The organism is Methylophilus sp. DMC16 (assembly GCF_056314045.1).
The window spans coordinates 1,490,743-1,513,046 of sequence record NZ_JBQUZC010000001.1 but is presented as its reverse complement, the minus strand read 5'-3'; the positions used below and the strand labels follow the sequence as shown (position 1 = coordinate 1,513,046).

The following is a 22,304-nucleotide window of genomic DNA, read 5'->3' as shown; positions in this document are numbered from 1 at the left end:
CTTTCAGCGCTTATGCTGCATCGCCGATGCTGAGCCAGTGTTGCAGGTTTTGTTGCCAATCTTGTTCCTGTTGGCTGTTTCTGGCTAATTTCACCACTTCGCCGACCACAATAATGGACGGACTTTTAAGACTTTGCTGATGGGCCAGGTAAGGCATGGCTTGCAGCGTTGAGGTCAGGCCACGCTGTTCGGCGCGTGTGCCGTTCTCCACCACCATACAGGGCATGTCTGTGGGCATGCCTGCAGCAATCAGTTCACGGCAGATTTCAGCCAGATGCTGCATGCCCATGTAAATGACCAGCGTGGTATGGCTGGCCACCAGCGCCTGCCAGGGCAGGGGGCCGCCATCTTTGGTATGGCCGGTGACCAGCGTCACGCCATGGTTGTAGGCACGGTGGGTCACTGGTACCTCCATGCTGGCGCAACTGGCAAGGCCACTGGTCATGCCCGGAATAATTTCATAATCAATATTGGCGGCACGCAGTGCCAGCATTTCTTCGCCACCACGGCCAAACACAAACGGGTCACCGCCTTTCAGGCGAGCCACGGTTTGGCCTTGCTCGGCCAAGGCAATCATCATGCGGTGAATAAAATGCTGTGGCGTAGACTTGCAACCGCCGCGCTTGCCCACCGGCACAATACGCGCCTGCGGGCAATGCTTGAGCAGTTCCGGGTTAACCAGGTCATCGACCAGCACCACCTCTGCCAGCTGCAAGGCCTTGACCGCCTTGAGCGTGATGAGCTCAGGGTCGCCAGGACCGGCACCGATTAAATACACTTTACTTGCTGACATGAGGGGCTCCTTAGGTTTGAGACGAGGTGTCCGCTTAGAACGTATACATGGCGGTCAGCCACAGTTTTTCGGTATCACGGATACGGCCAGCATTGCTTGTGCTATTGGGGCCAGTCGCGTAATGGTCGTCTTCGGTGTATTTGCCGTACTCCAGTTTGGTCATCCAGTTTTTATCTACATTCCAGGTGACGGCGGCGTTCCACTCGGTACCGTAACGGCTGCCATTGCGGTTGGTGCCGCTACCCACGGTATAAAAATCCCTGTCCGCGTCAATGATGTGATAGTCGGCAAAAAACAGAAAATCGCCATAGCGGTAAGTCGCCGTGACAAAACTATCTTTGATGCCATCGCGTGGGGTAACCAAAAACTTGTCTACCCAGCCTTGAAACAAGTGGTTGGTGCCAAACGGGGTCTGAAAGGCATATTTGCCGTTGTTGCTGGAGAGTAATTCCTGGTCTACACGCAGGTTGAAGTTATCAATGCCAAAGCCACCGCCCAACTTGTAGTAATGCGCATCAATGCGGCTGTCACCGCCGCTGTAGTCAGACTGTTTGGCGTATTCAGCGGTGTAGTGCGCGCGGTAGTTGGGCGTGAACGGATGGGTGCCGTCCAGGCGGATACCAATAATCTTGTTACTTTGGTCGGCAAACTGGTTGTTGGTGCCTTTGGGGTTGTTAGAGGTGCCGGCGCCAAACCAGGCATTGCCAAAGCCCAGGTTTTCAAAGTCTGAGAAATAGCCATAGCCGACCAGAAACTCGGTCGGGGAAATACGGTAGCGGCCATTGATGACTTCCAACGCACCATGATGCGCTGCCGTGGTGATCTGGTTCACCTTGCTAAAGTGGGCCGCATAAATTTCGGTATCCGGGATGGTCTTGTTAAATACTGAGACGCCGTCAAACACTTGCATCACCTGGCGGAAGGCAATGTCACCAATAAAACGCACATTATCCAGGTTCACTTGCTGGCGGCCCGCGCGTACACGGGTGTTTTTGATGCCAGTCCAGTCGACAAACAACTGGTTGATATCGGTGTAGTCCGGGTCTACCACTTTGGCATATTGAATGCCGCTGTTCTGGTTGGATGCGCCGTTGATCAGTACGTTGTTGGTGCCGTCATTAAACTGGCTGTTCAATTGGGTCACATTGATCAACTGTCCGGCCACACTCCAGTTATGGTAAGGCGCGGTTTGCCAGCCGATCAGGCTGCGCAAGGTGTAGGCATGCGCTTCTTTCAGGTTCTGGTTTGCCGTCGGGTTAGCGCTGCCATTGGCATAGGTCCCAGGCTGCAAGCCATCCTGATCGACGTTTTCATAACGCAATCTGAAGCTGCTCATGTTTTTACCGGTTTTAATCGCGTCCATAAAAGTGTATTCAGGCAGAATTTCTTCTTCTGCCATTGCAGGTGAGCCAAGTGCCGCCAGCAAGATGGCTGCGGAAACTTGACGCAAGCGTGGGTGTAGGTTAGCGTTCATGTGTTGCTCCTTTTCTCTATTGGGGTAACCTTGCTTGGATGAGGATTGCTTTTGATAAGCAAGTGGTGCTGACAGGTGGCCGCCTGCCAGCACCTTTCACTTAGGCCGCCTTTTTGGCGTGCCGCTCATACAGAAACTTCAAAACTTCGCTGCGCAGATGGGTATACGCCGGGTCTTCCACCAGCTCCAGGCGTTTGCGCGGACGGGGTAAATCGACCGTCAGGATTTCACCGATGGTGGCTGCCGGGCCGTTGGTCATCATGACGATGCGGTCAGACAGCAACACGGCTTCGTCCACATCGTGCGTCACCATGACGGCAGTACAGCCAGAACGTGCCATGATGGCCATCAGTTCGTCTTGCAGGCCGGCACGGGTCAATGCATCCAGTGCGCCAAACGGCTCGTCCAGTAGTAGCACTTTGGGCTCCATGGCCAGGGCACGGGCAATGCCTACCCGCTGCTTCATGCCGCCAGAGATTTCATTCGGGCGTTTTTCCATGGCGTGGCTTAAGCCCACCAGCTCCAGTGCCGCGCGCGTACGTTCTGCCAGTTGCGGCTTACTCTCGGTGGCAGCAAACACGCGTTCCACCGCCAGATAGACGTTTTCAAAACAGGTCAGCCATGGCAGCAGGGAGTGGTTCTGGAACACCACGGCGCGTTCAGGGCCAGGTTTGGCAATTTCGCGGCCGGCACAAAACAAATAGCCGTCTGTCGGTTGCAGCAAGCCGGCAATCAGGTTGAGCACGGTAGATTTGCCACAGCCGGAGTGGCCGATGATGGAGATGAATTCCCCTTCCTGGATAGACAGGTTGATGTCTTTCAAGGCCTGGAAACTGCCTTTTTTGGTGTTGAAAATCATGTTGACGTTTTCAATCAACACATAGCGGTCTTGTTTTACAGCGGTGGTCATGATCAGAGTCCTTTTCCAGTCAATCAGGCGTCGTGGTTATTCGTAGCTATAGCGTTTGGCCAGCATGACCAGGCACTGTTCCAGCAACAGGCCGACGATGCCCACAATGAAAATCGCGATGATGATGTGCTCAACGTTCAGGTTGTTCCATTCATCCCACACCCAGAAGCCAATGCCCACGCCGCCGGTCAGCATTTCTGCCGCCACAATCACCAGCCAGGCGGCACCGATAGAGAGACGCACACCGGTCATCATGTAAGGCATGACATAGGGCAGCAGGATTTTGGTGATGACTTTCCACTCGGACAGGTTCAGTACCTTTGCCACGTTCATATAGTCTTGCGGCACTTTGCTGACACCAACGGCGGTGTTGATAATCATGGGCCAGACCGCGGTGATGAAAATCACCCAGATTGCGGCCGGGTTGGCCGCTTTGAATACCAGCAGGCCGATCGGCAACCAAGCCAGTGGGGATACCGGCTTGAGCAGGCTGATAATCGGCGCCGCCATTTTTGACATAAAGGCATAGCGGCCGATGATAAAACCCATGGGGATGCCGACAATCGCTGCCAGCGCAAAGCCAGTGGCGACGCGTTTGAGCGAGTTCAGGATGTTCCAGCCGATGCCCATGTCATTCGGGTTGTTGATATAAAACGGGTCGCTAAACAGCTCCACCGCCGAATGCCAGGTCTGCACCGGTCCTGGCAAACCCTGAGTCAGGGCGGCCACGGTAGACCAGATGGCGCCAAAGATCAGCAAGCCAATCACAGGCGGCAACAGTCCTTCAAAGACACGTTTGGCCATTGCCGCCCATGCCCCGGCTTTTTTGCTTGCCGGGGTGGCTGCTGTTGCGGTGGCCGAGAGAGGGCTCACCACCGCGACAACCGGTTTTGCTTGCTTGGCTGGCATTGCTTTGGCAGCCTGCTCACTGTTTTGCATGATTTTTTCCTTGTTAAAGCTGACGACACTCATGGTGACTCTCCTTGAAAGAATTACGCTTTAACCTTGAAGCTGTTGGCATAGGCTTTGGGATCTTTACCATCCCAGACCACGCCGTCAATCAGCTTGCTGCTGCGCATCACGTCTGTTGGCACGCTAATGCCCAGAGATTTGGCGGCTTCGGTATAAATATCAATGCGGTTCACCTTTTTCGCCACGCCGAGGTAATCCGGGTCAGACTTGAGCAAGCCCCAGCGTTTGTGTTGGGTCAGGAACCACATGCCGTCTGACAGGTAAGGGAAGCTGACCTTGCCGTCATTGAAGAACTTCATATAGTTGGGGTCTTCCCATTTTTTGCCGATACCATTGTCGTAGTGGCCGAGGAAGCGACCTTCAATCACTTCTTCTGGCGCATTGACATAGGCTTTGCCTGCGATCAACTTGGCCACTTCGGCACGGTTTTTGGTCGCATCAATGTAGCGTGAGGCTTCGAGGATGGCTTTGGTTAACGCCAGCGCGGTATTCGGGTTCTTGGCGATAAAGTCAGCGGTGGTGCCCAACACTTTTTCCGGGTGGTCTACCCAGATATCTTGTGAGGTGGCGACGGTGTAGCCGATCTTGTCGTAAATGGCACGGGCGTTCCAGGGTTCGCCCACGCAGTAGCCATCCATATTGCCAATCCGCATGTTGGCGACCATTTGTGGCGGCGGTACGACGATGGTTTTCACGTCCTGCATCGGGTTGATGCCATAAGTCGCCAGCCAGTAGTACAACCACATGGCGTGCGTGCCGGTGGGGAAGGTCTGGGCGAAGGTAAAGTCGCGGTTTTCGTTATCCAGCAAACGTTTCAGCGTCGCGCCACTGGTGACGCCTTTTTCCTTAAGCTGGTTAGCCAGCGTGATGCCCTGGCCGTTGTTGTTCAGCGTCATCAGCACGTTCATGTCTTTTTGCTGGCCGCCGATGCCCATTTGGACGCCGTAGATCAGGCCATACAACACATGTGCAGCATGCAATTCACCATTGACCAGCTTGTCACGTACGCCTGCCCACGAAGCTTCTTTAGACGGCACAATCTTGATGCCATATTTTTTATCAAAGCCCATTTGCGCGGCGACAATAATCGGCGCACAGTCCGTCAGCGGGATAAAGCCCACTTTCACTTCGGTGATTTCTGGCGCATCCGAGCCTGCCGCCCAAGCCTGGCTACGGATGGCGGAAGGCACCATGTTCATCATGGCGGCAGCACCAAACGCGCCTGCCAGCGTATTCATAAAGAAATGGCGGCGTTGCTGGTTCACCTGGTCAACCGGCGTTGCCTCGGTGGGGGATACATTTTTTTTGTCAGAACTGCTCATGTCGGCTCCTTGAGATTTGATTCGAAAAAGGGGTTCGGAAAATACAAAACAAAAAAGGCGTCCTGAATGCAGACCGTGGTCTACACTCAGGACGCCTTTGTCCTTTTGCTTGCAAGCCCTTTTGCTAAAAGGCTGCGGTACTTACATTAATTTAATAACGGGTATAACTCAGTTGTTAGGCAAATTACCTGATATCAGGCATTTGCCACGGAGCATATTTGACAGGATCGCCGTTGATCCAGCTTGCTCTTAGATAAGCACTAGCAAACGGCATGCCAACTTTATTTTATTTTTAAGTGATTGAATTTTAATGAAAATATTAGTTTCTTTTGTAAAGGGGCATATTATTGCCGGGCATAGTTGCACTGCTTTCGTGCGAACTGCTCAACATTGGCGCATGACTTGGGCTGGTGTGCGAGGAGCCCGAGCAACAGGATGACCATACACGCCAGTAATAGACTTAAGCCACGCCAAAAGGCCAGCGGATGACGTTCCAGCAAAGGCGGATGGGCATGACGCAGAAAGGCTGCATTCGGTTTACGCAGGTCAAATAAGAATTCAGAGGCCTGCGCATAACGTTTTTCTGCCTGCGGGTGCACGGCACGGGCGATGGCGGCGTCGACCCAGGCCGGAAACGCCGGTTGTGTATAGCGAATCTCCCGGTAATACAAACGTGACAGGTGTTGCGGATGTTTTACCTTCGCGACCTCTGTCCCATAGGGCAGTTTGCCTGTGAGGCACTGGTAAGTGATCACCCCCAAGGCATAAATATCCGATTGCGGCGTTGCTGGCCATCCCAGAAACTGTTCTGGCGCCGAGTATTGCAGCGTGCCAGGCAAGGTTACCGTGCTTTCTAGCTCGCTCATTTCTTCGAGACCAGCCACGCTCACGGCCCCAAAATCAATCAAGGTGATCTGGCCATCGGTATCGACCAGGATATTTTGCGGCTGCAAGTCGCGGTAGACCATCTCCAGTCGATGAAAGGCTTCCAGGGCGCTGGTGATCTGTTCCACCAGTTGGCGGACGGTCTCTAGGGATGGTTGCGGGTGATCCAGCAGCCATTGTTGTAAGGTTTGCCCCGGCACATAGTGCATCACACTATATAAAAACTTGCGCGGAGAAGCTGACGTATACGGCCGTAATATATGGCGATGGCTGATGCGCCTGGCCACCCATTCTTCGAGGTAAAAACGTTCCAGTGCCTGTGCATCGGCGGACAGGTCCACCGATGGGACTTTGAGGGCAACCTGGGTGCCCGTTTGCAGGTCACGTGCCAGGTAAACATGGCTGCGGTGGCTATGATGCAGGCAACGCAAAATATGGTAACCATCAAACGGCTTACCTTCTTCTATGGCCGGGGCAAAGGGGAGTGCCTGCATGCTTTGTGTCAGCGAGGCCATGTCATGGTCGGGCAGTTGTAACAAGCGCACCGCCAGTGCTGTCAGGTTATCCTCGCTACCGCGTGCATGCGCGAGTTTAACCCAGTGCTGGCAGAGACGATTGAGGTCGCTGGCGGTTTGGATATCCTGCAAGATTTCTTCTGAGGTCAGGTGTTCAAATACGCCATCAGACATCAATAAATAAACATCGCCTGCTTCCGCGGCCTCGCTGTGATAATCAATTTCTGGTTGCGGGCTCATGCCCAGGGCGCGTGCCAGATAGCTATGTTGATCATCGACCCAGAAACGGTGGTCTTCGGTTAGGCATTGCAATTGCTGGTCACGGAGACGGTAAATGCGCGTATCGCCCAGATGAAATACATGGATAGCCCGTGATTTAATGATCAGGGCGCTAAAGGTACAGACGTAGCCTCTGTTTTTGTCAAAACGATAAGGGCTGCGAAACGTCTGCGCATTGAGTGTGGCATTAATACTGCGTAAGACTTGCAACCCACCAGACTTGACTGACCATTCTACAGGGGTGAGCGCGTAATCTTGTATAAACTGCTGAATGGCCAGCGTACTAGCCTGGTCGCTGACATCGCTGCTACTGATGCCATCGGCAATGGCAAATACCCAACCTTTGCCAGTAGCAGGCGGGCTGTCTTGTGTGGTGAGGCCGAACGCATCCTGATTGACTGGTTTGCGTCCGGCCTCGGAGCAGGCGCCGCTTTCTATCTGCAAAGAGGCAGGCATGCCGTTTAGTAAGACTTGTAAGGCAGGAACTTGCCGCTCATGGTGATTTTGACGCGATCGCCTTTAGGGTCGGCTTCGCGTTGCAAATCCATATTAAAGTCAATGGCGCTCATGATGCCATCGCCAAACTCTTCGTGAATCAAGGCCTTAAATGTGGTGCCGTAGACGCTGATCAGTTCGTAAAAGCGATAAATTAATGGATCGGAGGGCACCGCAGTGGGTAACGATCCTTTATAAGGTACCACTTGTAGTTGGCTTATGGCTTCTCCAGGCAGTTGTAGCAGTTTTCCCAAGGTATTGGCTTGTTCGGCAGAGAGGGTCATTTGGCCAAGTAGGGCGGCCGTTGTCCATTCCTTGCTCAAACCAATGGCCTCAGCAAGTGTTTTCCAGGACAGTTGCAAGGCATTTTTTTGTAACACTATCAGTTCTGTGACTTCATCTCTTGTCATGATTAACTCCATTGATATCGTGTGGGACGGGCTCACTGCCACGACGAGCAGGCGAGCATTGTTTACAGTTTACGTTTGGGTTGTGTGCGCACATGGGTGGTATACAGCGTCAGGCCGGTAAAGGCCAGGCCGCCCACCAGATTGCCAAGCGCAGTCGGGATTTCATTCCATACCAGATAGTCTGCAATCGAAAAATTGCCGCCCATGATCAAAGCAAATGGAAACAGAAACATATTGACGACCGAGTGCTCAAAGCCCATGAAAAAGAACAAAAAGATTGGCATCCACATGGCGATCACCTTGCCGCTGACGTTGGTTGAAATCATGGCCCCCACCACGCCCAGCGACACCATCCAGTTGCACAACATGCCACGGATAAAAATGGTGATCCAGCCATCCAGGCCATATTTGGCGTAGCCCAGTGTTCTGGCCTCGCCTATACCGGCGACTTTGGTGGCGATGGCGCCGCCATCGGTATTAAAGCCATAGGTGAAGATAAAAGCCATCATCCCGGCCACCGTGAGCGCGCCAGCAAAATTGCCAATAAATACCAGACCCCAGTTACGCAGGATTTGCGGCCAGGTCACGCCGGGGCGTTTGTCCAGCCAGGCCAGCGGAGTCAGCATGAAAACGCCGGTCAGCAAGTCAAATCCCATCAGGTAGAGCATGCTGAAGCCCACCGGAAACATGACAGCTCCTACCAGAGGAGATTCTGTCGCCAAGGCAATACTCACTGCAAACACAGCGGCCAGCGCCAGAATGGCACCCGCCATATAGGCGCGAATCACGGTGTCACGCGTGGCCATATAAATTTTTGATTCACCGGCGTCTACCATCTTAGAGACAAATTCGGCGGGGGCTAGATAAGACATTGCATACCTCTTACTTTCTTGGATGAGTCCAAAACAAAAAGGCGTCCTGACAGTCAACCCGCTTGAGTCTACTGTCAGGACGCCTTTGTCCAGATTGCTGAATTGGTTGGTACCCGCTGTATTCAAATCACCAGGATTCAAACACAAGCCAGGGGACCACCTATTTATACCCGCGCTTCCGCCATTGGAATCGCGTTAATTGATTGATAGCAATTGTTATGCCATGTATTAATATTGCGAATAACACTTTGTTTTAATGCTGTTTTTGTCCATATTTTACGGTTTTATAGGTGTAGATATACACCGCGTATATGCACAGGCATGGTGCGCATGCCCGATCCTGAGCGGTTAATCGCGGGAAAAATGTGTCTGTGCGAGAATGTTTTCCGCGATATCCACAATTTTGCGGTTTTGAGTCATGGCCGTACTGCGCAACTGTTTGTAGGCTTCCATTTCATCAATATCAAACTTGCGCATTAGCAGGCCTTTGGCGCGTTCGATCACTTTGCGCTCTGACAAGGCTTTTTTAGTATCGGCCAAGGTGACTTCCATCTCGGCAATCTGTTGCGATTGCTGTTGCAGCAACTGCATGATAGAAGTCACGGGTGCCGTATGCCTAGCTTCATTTGCCTGAAATTGCAGCGCACTCTCGACCGGAATCGACAGGTTGAAGAAACTACTATCCAGGGGATGATTGGGATCAGCGCTTTGCGTCATGGCATCCAAATATTGCTTTGTTTGTGCCAGGTCTTTTTTCGCATGGGCAGAAAGTTCTGCCAGCATGCGGTGCATGGATTGCACCAGCTGGCATTGAATTAGCCAGATTTCACTCAGGCGCTCACTGCACAACGCAAACCAGGTATCACTGGCGCTGGTATTGAGCGTTTGCTGATCTTTGGCCACCGTCAGCTGGTGACGCAAGTGCTCATGCTGCTGTTGTAGGCGTGAGCTTTGCAGGACCGCCCATGCCTGCTGTAGCTCCTGGGCGCCAAACTGGCTGAACAGTTCAAAATGGCGATTTTGCTGTGTGATCAATTCCAGCAGTTTTTGCTGATGCTCGCTTTGCATGCTGCCTGAGCCAAATAAATAAGAGCCGACTGCACGCTCCTGACCGGCAAACTCCTTGGCTTGCACCAGGTTGTAGAGCGTCAGCAAGCTGGTGGAGACCTTGCTGTTGACCGAGCTGTCCGTGATCTCGAAAATCAGCGAGATCAAGCTTTGTATAAAGCGGTTATAAGACTCTATGCAATCCGCAAATGAGATCTTGAGTAGCGTAATTTGATGACGTAAGTTTTTAAGCTGGTCCAAACCCAGCAAAATCCAAGAGATGAGCGTCAACTGTTTGGCATCGGTCAGCGCATGGCGGTCCAGATATTGTTGCAAGGCTTGCCTGAAATCGGTTTCAATTTGCTGATTTTGCACGACGATATCCGCACGTGCCTGCGAGAAGCGTTTGCCGGAAGACGCTAAATAAAGACAGCTGGCACCACGTTCAGCCTGAATTTGATGAATGAGCTGCCCAATTCTTTCGACAAAAGTAATTGAGCTATCCAGGCGCTCCAGCTCCTCGATATGTCTGATTTTAGCCAGGGTAATGGTTTGTGCGGGGGAAATGTCGGTCATCATCGGACTTGTTCAAGCAAAAACTGTGCGCAGGAGAATCGATGCGCTTGGCAAGGGCGAGCATTCTAACGGGGTTTGGCTGGATTGGACAATAGACCGTCGGTTTGCAACAGTGCACGTGCAATGTCTTCCACCGTCACGCGTTTGAGCATGGCCTGCTCGCGCAGGACTTTGTAAGCCTCGGTTGCACTGATTCCGCGCGCATGCGCCAACATGGCTTGTGCCGCACTGATTTCGCCTGCCGCCTGCAGTTTTTCTTCCAGGCGCTGGTTACGTTTGCGCAAGGTTTTTAATTGCTGGCAATGATGCATGGTCAGGATGAGGGTGGAGAGCAAGCCTTTGGCTTGCAGAGGCCTTACCAGCATGCCATGGCAACCCAGCGCAGTGGCGGTCTCCAGCGTGGTCGGGTTTTCATAATCCAGCACTCCAATCAGCGGGATCGCCGACTCTGGTGTCAGCCACGGCAGTTTCTTTTTCGCGCTGGCTTGGGCATCTAGCAGAAAAATCACCAGCTCGGTTTGCGCGGGTAGCTCAGCCACCGGCGGCCATAGCGCGACCGTCTGGCAGCCAATCCGGTGCAGTTGCTGTGTCAATACCTCGCGGTTTTCGTCCTCAGGATGAAAAATCGTGATGCAGGCATGCCGCAAATGGCGGAACAGCTCCAGCGTGGAGCGCTGCGCCTGCGCCTGCTTGGCCTGGCGCTGACCAGGGTGAGGGGCGGTGGGCGACTCAGCCAACACGATACTCCGCCGCATAAGGCAGGTTGTTCCAGCTGGCGCCTGGGTGCGTCACCAGATAAGGGTCGGGGATCACCGCTGCGGCACCGCCCCCGGCGATGATTTCGAACTGGCCAGCCGCATTTACGCGTGCAATGCGCGGGTGAAGGCGGGTATGGTGGTTGCCGGCATCAATGGCAATACGGCCTTGCGGCGCGTCAAATGCGCGGCCCAGTAGCTGTGGCAACAGGGCATCATACTGGTCGCTCCCTGCCGCGCGCATCGCTTCGGCAAACAGGTGGGTTTGAAAATATGCCGCTTCCCAGGCCATATTAGGCGCAATCTCATTGCCATACTGCTGCCTGAAGCGTGTGATGCAGGCCTGGTTCTCGGTACTGGCAATGCTTTGAAAATAGGGCGCAGACGTGATGTGGCCCTGGGCCGCACCGCCGCCCATTTCTGCCACCTCTGCTTCAGAGGTGGTCAGGCTGGCAATCGGGGTGTGCTGGGCATCCATGCCGATCTCGGCATAAGCCTGGTACAACAGGCGGGTGGCTTGCCCCACCACGGTAGAAAACACAAAGTCTGGCGACTTGGCCTTGATGTCACGCACCACCGCTAAAAAATCTTTTTCTGTCGCCGTCAGCGGCACGTAGCGCTCGGCCAGTTTTTTGCCGCCCGGGACTTCAAGGATAAAGTCACTCATGATGCGGTTGGACTCATACGGGTAAATGTAGTCGCAGCCTATCATGTAGACGCGCGCGCCAAAATGCCGCGTCATATAGTCAGCCAGTTGTGCACTGTTCTGGTTGGGCGCCGCACCTGTATAAATCACATGCGGCGAGAATTCAAAGCCCTCGTAAGGCGTGGGGTAAAACAGCAGCTTGCGCCATTTTTCCACCACCGGAATCACGGCTTTGCGCGTGCTGGACATATAGCAGCCAAAGATCACATTGACGCCATCCTCGCGAATCATGCGTTCGGCCAACATCTGATATTGTTGCGGGAGACCCTGCGGGTCATAGTGGACGGGCAGCAGTTCACGACCAGCGATGCCGCCCGCGGCATTGATTTCTGCGATGGCAAAGAAAGTGGCAAATGCCTGTGAGCGTTCTATGGTCGCCGTGGCGCCGCTGGTGGAAAACAGCACGCCGACCGGGATCGGGTCAGTGTTTGCCATGAGATGCTTTCATCAGGGGCTCCGGCCGGGCCGGAGCCATTGTGTTGCGTTGCGGCGATCAACTCTAGTGTGATCTCGCCTAGCTTCATCTAGCCTAGTGTGATCGCCAGTCAGACATCCGACTATTCGTTAGGTAAGCCTGCGATGGGCGCCTCTTTGGTGCCCAACGTCGAGCGCGTAAACGATTCTACCATGTCGCGCGCAGCCGCCGGGTCCTGTACCCATTTGCTGTAGAAACTATATGGACACTGTGCCACGCCTTGATCGCCATCGCCTGAATTGAGCACGCCGGTGTAGCCACGGTGCAGCAGCTTGAACAGGTGGTTTTCGGACTGGCCATGTTTGCGGAAATCGCGGATCAGGTGTTTGCTTAAGGCCGCATATTGCACGCCATTTTCTTCCTCGCCGCATTCGCCCAGCGTCCGGCCATCAAAGCCGATAATCGCCGAGTGGCCGAAGTAGGAATAGACGCCATCAAAGCCGGCCGCATTGGACACGGCCACGTAGGTGTTATTGGCAAACGCCATCGCCTTGCTGATCAGGATCTGCTGCTCTTTGGCCGGATACATATAGCCCTGGCAACGCACAATCAGTTCGGCGCCTTTCATGGCACAGTCGCGCCAGATTTCAGGGTAGTTGCCATCGTCACAGATAATCAGGCTGACCTTGAGGCCTTTGGGGCCTTCGCTGATAAAGGTTTCCTTGCCTGGGTACCAGCCCTCGATGGGCACCCATGGCATGATCTTGCGGTATTTCTGCACGATTTCACCTTGGTCATTCATGAGGATCAAGGTGTTATACGGCGCTTTTTTCGGATGCTCTTCGTGCTGCTCGCCGGTGATCGAGAATACGCCCCAGACTTTGGCCTTGCGGCAAGCCTCGGCGAAAATATCGGTTTCCGGGCCGGGCACGGTGGTGGCATTGTCATACATTTCCTGACCGTCATACATGATGCCGTGCGTGCTGTATTCCGGGAAAATCACCAGATCCATGCCGGGCAGACCGGCTTTCATATTGACCACCATGTCGGCGATGTTGCGACAGTTGGCCAGAATCTCGGCTTTGGTATGCAAGCGGGGCATTTTGTAATTGACGACGGCCACACCGACGGTGTCCTGGCTGCTGGAAATATCACCATGTATCATGAAGCTTCTCCTGAAAAATTTAAAAAAGGCTATTGACTCGATACATACCGATTACGCATAAAAAAAGCCCACCGGCCATCAAATGGCGGGTGAGCTTTTTTGCTCGAATCATCACCGGCGCTGTTGACGGTGTGATTAAAATGTGGGGCGTAGCAGGTATTAACCTTGGTGCTAATTTAACGCCAGCCAGGCCCGCACGCCATACGTTAATTTGCGTACAAGGTCATTGATGATACCGCTTAATGCGGGCGTTCAAAGCGCCGCAACACATGGGCAGACATGCCCTTGGCCAGTTCTTCCTCGCCAAAAAACACCGCTTCGGTCTCGCCCAGTTCTTTTTGCAGGCGCAGGTATTCGTCCTCATGATGGGTACGAATCACGACTTCGATATCCGGTTTGAGCTGCTTGGCGATCTCCACCATCTTGCGGATATTCATGGCATCCGGCGTGGCAATAATCAGCAGGGAGGCATTGGCAATGTGGGCCTGGATCAACACCATCGGGTCCGCCGCGTTCCCCGAGACGGCAGGTTGCCCCTGTTTGCGCAGTTTTTCCACCACTTCACGGTTTTGTTCGGCCACCACATAGGGGATGGCGGCGGCGGTCAGTGACTGCGCAATGCGTTTGCCCACCCGGCCATAACCGACCAGCACCACTTGACCTTCGAGGAATTTGCGCTCGGTGGTCATGGGCAACTCACCATAGGGGTCCATGCGTAGCGAGAACTGCCGGGCCAGATCAGACTTGCTGACCACCCAATTGGCCAGGGGCTTGATCGAGGCAAACACCAGCGGGTTCAAGGCAATGGAAATGAGCGCGCCTGCCAGTACCAGGCTCATGCCATCGGGGGACATCAGGTTGAGTGAGACCCCCAGCCCGGCCAGAATAAACGAGAACTCACCGATTTGCCCGAGGCTGGCGGCTACGGTTAACGCGGTATTTAAGGGATAACGCAAGGCCAGCACAATGGCCACCGCCGCCAGTGATTTACCCAGAATAATAATCGCCACTACAGACAATACCTGTAAGGGCTGTTTGATCAGAATGCTGGGGTCAAACAACATGCCGACCGAGACGAAAAACAACACGGCAAAGGCATCGCGGAACGGCAGCGAATCTTCAGCGGCACGGTGGCTGTATTCTGATTCACGCATGATCATGCCGGCAAAAAACGCTCCCAATGCGAACGAGACATTAAATAAGGTAGAGGCAAAAAACGCCACCCCGATCGCCACCGCGATCACGGTCAGCGTGAACAGCTCGCGCGAGCCGGTGCCCGCCACATACCAGAGCAACCACGGCAACACCCGCTTGCCGACCACCAGCATGATGGCAATAAAGCCTGCCACTTCGAGCAAGGTCATGCCTATGGTTTGCCATATGGCGGCAACACTGGTTGCTTCACTCTGGCTACCGCCCAACACGCCCGCCAGGGCTGGCATCAACACCAGCACCAGCACGGTCACCATGTCTTCCACCACCAGCCAGCCGACTGCAATCTTGCCGTTCATGCTTTCCAGAATGCGGCGTGACTCTAGCGCCTTAAGCAATACCACCGTACTTGCGCAAGACAGGGACAAACCAAATACCAGGCCTTCGCCCCAGCTCCAGTGCCAACTCCAGGCGACCAGCATGCCCAGCAGCGTCGCCAGCGTCATCTGCGCCAGCGCGCCGGGCAGGGCGATGCGTTTGACCGACAGCAGGTCTTGTACCGAAAAATGCAGGCCGACGCCAAACATCAATAACATGACGCCGATTTCCGACAGCTGCGAGGCAATTTCAAGATCGGCGACAAAGCCAGGGGTGGCGGGGCCGATCATGATGCCGGCCAGTAAATAACCAATCAGCGCAGGCAATTTGAGTTTTTCGGCAATTAGTCCAAACACCAGTGCCAGCGCAAACGCGACGGCAATGGTGGTAATCAGGCTCAGGTTATGGTCCATCGTCAGGGTTTCTTTTAAGTTATTTTATTTGCGTAGGCATACGCAATATGGGTTTCGCAAGCGTTGATGCTATTTCAAGCACAGGCATACCGCCTGTTCAGACTGACCGTGTGCTGGCCAAAAAGTTGAAATTAATTGCGATCAATGTATTATTTTTTATCTTGCCGCAAGAAGCCATGCCGCGTCAATCACCAATCGCAGGCAGCACGGGGTTAAGGCTGAGAAAAAGGCATGGACAAGCGTTGCAGGCTGTAGGTACACAATTGTTCTGCGCGCTGCCAACGTTCACTTTCGCTCATGCTGCCAAAGTAAACAATGCTGAATACGCCTTCGATCACCGATTGGCAGTAGAGACTGACCAAATTAAAATCGACGTCAGCAGGCAGCTCTTTGTGGGCAATGGCCTGTGTCAGCAGGCTGTTGATTTGCGCAATGCGTTTTTTCTCCCAGTTGTAACGCAGTTGCAGCAGCTCGGGCGAATCATCAATGCCCACATACAGAAAAAACAGCACGCGCTGGATAGAGCTGGGTTCGATATAACTGCGGACTTCCTGCAAGCAGTAGTGTTTCAGGTTTTCTAGTGCGCTATGCGCCGGTTGCCCCTGAAACGGTGAGGCCTGATGGATGACACGCTCGGCCATGGCCGTGGCGACTTCAAGCTTACCTTTATAATGCCCGTATACAGCGCCGCGTGACAGTTGCGCGGCTTCGGCAATATCGGCCATGGTCGCCTGCGTAAAGCCTTTGCCGTAAAACACAAGCTCAGCTGCATCCAGAATCTGGTCACGGGTTTTTTGCGCGTCTTCTTTGGTTTTTCTAGCCATGTCGGGTGGTTCTAGCCTGGCGGCTCGCTGACAGTCCAGTCGTTGATGATGGCCGCTATCATACCAAAAAATAATTAATCAGTCATGATTGATTAATTATAAAAGTGCCGCTAGAATATTGTCATCCATACAATTAAGGGTAGTGCATGTCCCGTATTTCTCACTCGACGCTGGCGCTTTCGGCGCTATTGATCTTGCAATTGGCTGCGTGCAGCAAGCCGAAAGAAGCCGCTCAGCCCGCAGGCGCGGCGCCTGTGGTGGAGGTGGTCAAGGTGCAGGTGGCGGATATTCCCGATGAGGTCGAACTCCCTGGCCGGGTCGAGGCCTATCGCATTGCCGAGGTGCGCGCCCGTGTCTCCGGCATTGTCGCCAAGCGTCTGTACCAGGAAGGGCAGGTGGTGAAAGCCGGCACGCCGTTATTCCAGATCAATCCCGAGCAGTTGCAAGCCAGCAAGCTCGAAGCCGAGGCTGAGTTGGCGCGGACCGAGGCCAACCTGGTCAATGCTAACGACAAGTTGCAGCGTTATCAGGCTTTGATTGGCGACCAGTCTGTGAGCCAGCGTGATTACCGCGCGGCACAAGCTGAGGCGCAACTGGCAAAAGCCGAGGTGGCGTCTGCCCAGGCCAAACTCAATCGTGCCCGGCTGGATTTGGGGTATGCCAATGTGACCGCGCCAATTGATGGCGTGGCCCGCCGCGCACTGGTCACCGAGGGGGCGCTGGTCGGCAAAGATGAAGCTACGCAACTGACCACCGTCGAGCAGGTTAATCCGGTCTATGTTAATTTTTCCCAGTCGTCTTCTGAAGTGTTTACCTTGCGCAAAGCGCTGCGCGATGGTCAGCTCAAAGGCAACGATGGTGACTTTAAAATTAAACTGGTCTTGCCGGATGGCTCCATGTACGCCCAAGCAGGAAAACTTTCATTCTCGGACGTCTCCGTCAACCAAACGACCGACTCTGTGGTCATGCGCGCCATTTTTGAAAACCCGCAGCAGGTGTTGATGCCAGGCGCATACGTCAGAATCAAAATCCGTCAGGCCACCAATCCGAATGCGATTCTGATTCCCAGAGATGCGTTGATGCGTGACCAGTTTTCGACGCGTGTGTGGGTGGTGAATGCCAAAAACGAACTGGAGTCACGCGAGGTACAAGCCGGCCGTGTCATAGACAAACAGTGGGTCATTGAGCAAGGGCTGCAAGCCGGTGAGCAAGTGGTGGTCACCAATGTGGCGGCACAAACGGCGGGCAGCAAAGTGACGCCTAAACTGATCAGTGCCCAAGACAATATCACCAAAGCCGTGGCCCCTTAACCGGGCAGCGCGCAGAAAGACAGGAACCAGGCCATGAGCCGTTTTTTTATTGATCGCCCCATTTTTGCCTGGGTGATTGCCATTCTGATTGTGTTAGCCGGCCTCATCGCCATCAAACAATTACCGATTGCCCAGTATCCTGATATTGCCCCGCCCGTGGTCAATATCGCCGCAACTTACCCTGGCGCCTCGGCCAAGGTGGTGGAAGAAACCGTGACCTCGATTATCGAGCGCGAGATGAATGGCATGCCGGGCCTGATGTATGTTTCTGCCACCAGCAATGTGGGCATGGCCTCCATCAGTGTCACTTTCCGTCAGGGCACCAATCCTGATCTGGCTGCCGTGGATGTGCAAAACCGCCTCAAAAGTGTCGAAGTGCGTTTACCGGAAATCGTACGTCGCAGTGGCATTACGGTGGAAAAGTCTGCTGACAGCTTTCAGCTGATTGTATCGCTGACTTCGGAAGATAACCGCTACAGCGAAATTGATCTTGGCGAGCTGTCATCGGCCACGGTGATGCCTACGCTCAAGCGTGTGCAAGGCGTGGGTAAAGTACAATCGTTCAGCCCGGAATACGCCATGCGCATCTGGCCAGACCCGCAAAAAATGGCTGGTCTTAATGTGGGTGTGACAGAGATCGTGAATGCCTTGCGCAGCTACAACACCCGCCTCACCTTGGGGCAGGTGGGGGCCAGTGGTGTGCCGGACGGTGCGCCGCTGAGTGTCTCACTCGAAGCCGAGGCTACGTTAAAAACGGTAGACGACTTTGCCAATGTGCCTATCCGCATGCAGGCAGATGGCTCAGCCCTGTTGATTAAAGATGTGGCGAAGGTCGAGCTGGGCAGCAGTGACTACACCTACAGTTCTAGGGTCAATGGCAAGAATGCCGCCGGGATGGCGATTAAACTGGCGCCTGGTTCCAATGCAGTTGAAACCATTAAGCGGGTCAAGGTCGCGATGGAGCAGATGCAGCCATATTTCCCGCCCAATGTCGCCTTTCAACTTTCGTATGACTCTTCTGCATTCGTTTCGATTTCGATCAAAAAAGTGATCCAGACCTTGGTGGAGGCCATTGTGCTGGTATTCCTGGTCATGTACCTGTTCATGCAAAACCTGCGTGCGACGCTGATCCCGACCATTGTCGTGCCGATTGCCCTGATGGGGACGTTTGCTGTCATGTACTGGCTGGGCTACTCGATTAATGTGCTGACCATGTTTGGCGTGGTGCTGGCGATTGGCATTCTGGTGGATGACGCCATTGTGGTGGTCGAAAACGTCGAGCGCCTGATTGTGGAAGAGGGCTTGTCCGCCTACGATGCCACGGTCAAAGCCATGTCGCAAATCAGTGGTGCTGTGATCGGCATTACGGCGGTGTTGGTGTCGGTGTTTATCCCCATGGCCTTTTTCAGTGGCGCGGTGGGCAATATTTACCGCCAGTTTTCACTGGCTTTGTCGGTGTCTATCAGCTTCTCGGCCTTTTTGGCGCTCTCACTTACGCCGGCCTTGTGCGTGACGTTGCTACGCCACGAGACAGGCAACAAAGCGCGCTTTTTTGTCTGGTTTAACCGCAGCTTTCAGCGCATGACCGAGCGCTATACCCACTTGACTGGCGGCTTGCTCAAAAAGCCGATGCGCTGGCTGGCCGTGTTTGCCTTGATTGTCGCGCTGGCAGGCTGGATATTGGTGCGTTTACCAAATGCGTTTTTGCCCGAAGAAGACCAGGGTAACTTTATGGTGATGGTGTCGCTGCCACAAGGCGCGACGCTGGCAGAAACCGCCAAAGTGCTGGGCGATATGAGTGAGTATATTCAGGCACATGAGCCCGTTGATATTATCTTTGAGGTGAGCGGCTTTAGCTTTTATGGCACCAGTACCAATAGCGGCATGCTGTTTATCACGCTCAAAGACTGGGCAGAACGGCCAAACCCAGATCAACAGGTGCAGGCGATTGTAAACCGCGTCAACCAGAAGTTTTTTGGTCGCCCCAATTTAACTATTTTTGCCATGAATGCGCCGCCCTTGCCCGAGTTGGGCAGTTTTGGCGGCTTTGACCTGCGGCTGGTAGACCGTGCCAGCGTGGGTGTTGAGGCGCTGATGAAAGCACGTGATCAGTTACTGGCTGAGTCTGCCCAGCATCCTGAACTGGCTAACGTGCTGTTTGCCGGGTTGTATGACACGCCGGTGGTCAACATGCAGCTAGACCGCAGCAAAGCCAAGGCTTTAGGTGTCTCACTCGATGAAATCAATGATTCATTGGCGACCCTGCTCGGCTCGAATTACCTGGGTGATTTTGTCTATGGTAACCAGGTGCGCCGCGTGATTGTGCAGGCCGATGGCAAACAGCGGCAAACGCTAGAAGATATCAAGAAGATCCGCCTCAAAGCCGCAGATGGCAGTTTGGTGCCGTTGTCTTCGATCATGACGCTGGATTGGGCCATGGGGTCACCCCAACGTACGCGGTTTAACGGCTTCCCGTCATTTAATATCAATGGCGGCCCCGCGCCTGGCTTTAGCAGTGGCGAAGCCATGCGCACCATGGAAACCCTGGTGAATGGCCTGGGCAAAGGCATCGGCTATGAATGGGCCGGGCAATCGCTGGAAGAAAAACAGTCGGGCAGCCAGGCCAGCCTGCTGTTTGGCTTGTCCATCCTGGTGGTGTTTCTGGTATTGGCCGCCTTGTATGAAAGCTGGGCGATTCCGTTTGCCGTCATGCTGGTGGTGCCATTGGGCGTGCTAGGCGCCTTGCTGGGGGTGACCTTGCGTGAATTACCCAATGATATTTATTTCAAGGTCGGCCTGATTGCAACCATCGGTCTGTCAGCCAAAAACGCCATTCTGATTGTGGAGTTTGCGCGCGAACACGTGTTGCAAGGCATGCCGCTGATGGAAGCGAGCTTGATGGCCGCCAAAGAGCGTCTGCGCCCGATTGTGATGACCTCGCTCGCCTTTGGCGTCGGCGTGATCCCGTTAGCATTTTCAACCGGTGCCGCCTCCGGTGCACAAGTAGCTATCGGCACCAGCGTGCTCGGCGGCATCATTACCGCCACCTTGCTCGCCATCTTTTTCGTGCCGTTGTTTTTTATTGTCGTGGGCCGCTGGATGAAACAACCAGCCTCACAGCAAAGGGTGTCTCATGAAGTTTAGTCGTATTTCCATCATCCTTGCCGTGGCTTTCGCAATGGGTGGTTGCTCGCTCGTGCCTGAGTATTTCAGGCCCGCTGCCCCAGTGCCTGAGGTTTATCCAGGCCAGCCAGCAAGTGACACCGTGACCAATACACCTGTCACTGAGGCGCCGCCACTTAGCTGGCAAAGCTACTTTGCAGATGCTGATTTGCAGCGCCTGATTCAGGTCGGGCTGGAGCATAACCGTGACCTCAAAACCGCCGTGTTGCGCATGGATGAGGCCAAAGCCACCTATGGCGTACAAAAGGCCGACCGCCTGCCAACCATACAGGGCAACCTCAATTACGACCGTAGCCGCACCGTGTTCAGCTCCAGCCAGGCATTTGAGGCGGAGCTTTACCGCGTTGGTGTGGGTATTTCTGACTACGAAATCGATGTGTTTGGACGCGTGAAAAGTCTGACGCAATCCGCGCTGGAGCAATACCTTGCCGTGAGCGAAAACCGGCAAGCGGTACAAACCACGCTGATCACCGAGATTGCCACCCAATACGTCAATTTTTTAGCGATCAACGACCAGCTCAAGCTCGCCCAGCAAACGCTGGATGACCGTAAGCAAACCCTGCAACGCACCCAGCGCCGCTTTGAAGCCGGGCTGGATCAAGTGCTGGACGTGAAAGCCGCGCAAATTCAGGTTGAGCAAGTACAAGCGCAACTTGCGCAATGGCAGCGCCAGCTCGCCACTACGCAAAATGCCTTGTATCTGCTGCTGGGCGAAACCTCACACCGCACGCCACTGCCGGTCAAGCCGCTCGCCGCCTTGAAACTGGCCGACGTCACGCCAGGTTTGCCTTCCACATTGCTCACCAGACGTGCCGATATTCGTGCCGCCGAGCATCAGCTAAAATCCGCCAACGCCAATATAGGTGCTGCCAGAGCCGCGTTTTATCCACGCCTGCAACTCACTACCAATGTCGGTTTGGTCAATTCAGACTTCTCCAAATTGTTCTCGGATACAGGCAGCAACTACTGGGCCTTCAGCCCGCAACTGATACTCCCGATCTTTAACTACGGCCGCAACAAAGCCAACCTCAACCTGGCCCAAGCCCGCCAGCATATCGAGGTCGTCAATTACGAAAAAACCATCCAGACTGCGTTTAAAGAAGTCATGGACGTGCTCAGTACACGCACCGCCATCGCCGAAGAAAGTGCTGCCAAAGAGCGCTTAAACGCCCTCGAAACCAGCCGCTTACAACTGGTCAAACGTAAACTGGATCAAGGCCTGGTGACTTACTTAGAGTTGCTTGATGCACAACGCAGCGTGTTGGATGCACAGTCGCAAGCCGTGCAGATTCAGCAGCAGGCGTTGCAGAATCAGGTGAGTTTATATAAAGCGCTAGGCGGCAGTTAGGCTGTTAAAACGGCGTGGTTGACGTGTTTTTGAGTGTGTTTTAGGATGATCTAAAACTGAATAACAGTTTGAAGGTTTTAAAGACGCTCCGAACATATTCACTTT

At 54.0% G+C, this 22,304-nt stretch carries 17 protein-coding genes; 3 read left to right on the top strand and 14 right to left on the bottom strand.

The window, feature by feature from the left end; all coding sequences use genetic code 11:
- Positions 1 to 10: 10 nt before the first annotated feature.
- The 14 genes from cobA to ACT53D_RS07010 form a co-directional block, all read right to left on the bottom strand.
- A complete protein-coding gene (gene cobA, locus ACT53D_RS07075; protein WP_194747229.1) occupies positions 11 to 793 on the bottom strand; it encodes a uroporphyrinogen-III C-methyltransferase in 783 nt (260 codons plus the stop codon).
- A 34-nt stretch (positions 794 to 827) separates the two neighbouring features.
- Positions 828 to 2,267, bottom strand: a complete 1,440-nt coding sequence (locus ACT53D_RS07070; protein ID WP_476155314.1) for an alginate export family protein — start codon at positions 2,265 to 2,267, stop codon at positions 828 to 830.
- Positions 2,268 to 2,367: 100 nt separating this feature from the next.
- Complete coding sequence (locus ACT53D_RS07065) at positions 2,368 to 3,177, bottom strand: ABC transporter ATP-binding protein (RefSeq protein WP_476155312.1); 810 nt, start codon at positions 3,175 to 3,177, stop codon at positions 2,368 to 2,370.
- Positions 3,178 to 3,213: 36 nt separating this feature from the next.
- Positions 3,214 to 4,149, bottom strand: a complete 936-nt coding sequence (gene ntrB / locus ACT53D_RS07060) for a nitrate ABC transporter permease (RefSeq protein ID WP_194747226.1) — start codon at positions 4,147 to 4,149, stop codon at positions 3,214 to 3,216.
- Positions 4,150 to 4,169: 20 nt separating this feature from the next.
- Positions 4,170 to 5,471 (bottom strand): CmpA/NrtA family ABC transporter substrate-binding protein, encoded by a 1,302-nt coding sequence (locus ACT53D_RS07055; protein WP_338656969.1) that lies wholly within the window; start codon positions 5,469 to 5,471, stop codon positions 4,170 to 4,172.
- 344 nt (positions 5,472 to 5,815) lie between these two features.
- Positions 5,816 to 7,606 carry a bifunctional protein-serine/threonine kinase/phosphatase gene (locus ACT53D_RS07050; RefSeq protein ID WP_194747224.1) on the bottom strand — a complete coding sequence of 597 codons (1,791 nt, stop codon included), beginning with the start codon at positions 7,604 to 7,606 and terminating at the stop codon, positions 5,816 to 5,818.
- Between the two features lie 5 nt (positions 7,607 to 7,611).
- A complete protein-coding gene (gene cynS, locus ACT53D_RS07045; RefSeq protein WP_194747223.1) occupies positions 7,612 to 8,055 on the bottom strand; it encodes a cyanase in 444 nt (147 codons plus the stop codon).
- A 62-nt stretch (positions 8,056 to 8,117) separates the two neighbouring features.
- The gene (locus tag ACT53D_RS07040) at positions 8,118 to 8,927 is read right to left on the bottom strand and encodes a formate/nitrite transporter family protein (RefSeq protein WP_194747222.1); all 810 of its coding nucleotides are present in this window, start codon (positions 8,925 to 8,927) and stop codon (positions 8,118 to 8,120) included.
- A gap of 348 nt (positions 8,928 to 9,275) precedes the next feature.
- Entirely contained in the window at positions 9,276 to 10,553 is a 1,278-nt protein-coding gene (locus tag ACT53D_RS07035) for a nitrate regulatory protein (RefSeq protein ID WP_194747221.1), read from the bottom strand.
- 62 nt (positions 10,554 to 10,615) lie between these two features.
- Positions 10,616 to 11,305: an ANTAR domain-containing response regulator gene (locus ACT53D_RS07030; protein WP_476155308.1), complete on the bottom strand. Its 690-nt coding sequence runs from the start codon at positions 11,303 to 11,305 to the stop codon at positions 10,616 to 10,618.
- The gene (locus ACT53D_RS07025) at positions 11,280 to 12,446 is read right to left on the bottom strand and encodes a transporter substrate-binding domain-containing protein (protein ID WP_476155306.1); all 1,167 of its coding nucleotides are present in this window, start codon (positions 12,444 to 12,446) and stop codon (positions 11,280 to 11,282) included. The genes ACT53D_RS07030 and ACT53D_RS07025 overlap by 26 nt, the downstream gene beginning before the upstream one ends.
- A 122-nt stretch (positions 12,447 to 12,568) precedes the next feature.
- The gene (locus ACT53D_RS07020) at positions 12,569 to 13,591 is read right to left on the bottom strand and encodes an aliphatic amidase (protein WP_338656972.1); all 1,023 of its coding nucleotides are present in this window, start codon (positions 13,589 to 13,591) and stop codon (positions 12,569 to 12,571) included.
- A gap of 239 nt (positions 13,592 to 13,830) precedes the next feature.
- The gene (locus ACT53D_RS07015; protein ID WP_476155304.1) at positions 13,831 to 15,534 is read right to left on the bottom strand and encodes a cation:proton antiporter domain-containing protein; all 1,704 of its coding nucleotides are present in this window, start codon (positions 15,532 to 15,534) and stop codon (positions 13,831 to 13,833) included.
- A 212-nt stretch (positions 15,535 to 15,746) separates the two neighbouring features.
- Positions 15,747 to 16,358, bottom strand: a complete 612-nt coding sequence (locus tag ACT53D_RS07010) for a TetR family transcriptional regulator (protein ID WP_476155302.1) — start codon at positions 16,356 to 16,358, stop codon at positions 15,747 to 15,749.
- 146 nt (positions 16,359 to 16,504) lie between these two features.
- Between ACT53D_RS07010 and ACT53D_RS07005 the strand changes: the two genes are divergently transcribed.
- From ACT53D_RS07005 to ACT53D_RS06995, 3 genes are read left to right on the top strand one after another with little or no spacing between them, the layout of a single operon-like run.
- Positions 16,505 to 17,668 carry an efflux RND transporter periplasmic adaptor subunit gene (locus ACT53D_RS07005; RefSeq protein ID WP_194747215.1) on the top strand — a complete coding sequence of 388 codons (1,164 nt, stop codon included), beginning with the start codon at positions 16,505 to 16,507 and terminating at the stop codon, positions 17,666 to 17,668.
- 33 nt (positions 17,669 to 17,701) lie between these two features.
- Positions 17,702 to 20,812, top strand: coding sequence for a multidrug efflux RND transporter permease subunit (locus ACT53D_RS07000; RefSeq protein ID WP_476155300.1), 3,111 nt, complete (start codon positions 17,702 to 17,704; stop codon positions 20,810 to 20,812).
- Positions 20,802 to 22,199, top strand: coding sequence for an efflux transporter outer membrane subunit (locus ACT53D_RS06995; RefSeq protein ID WP_476155298.1), 1,398 nt, complete (start codon positions 20,802 to 20,804; stop codon positions 22,197 to 22,199). Before ACT53D_RS07000 ends, ACT53D_RS06995 begins: the two co-directional genes overlap by 11 nt.
- The last annotated feature ends 105 nt before the right edge of the window (positions 22,200 to 22,304 follow it).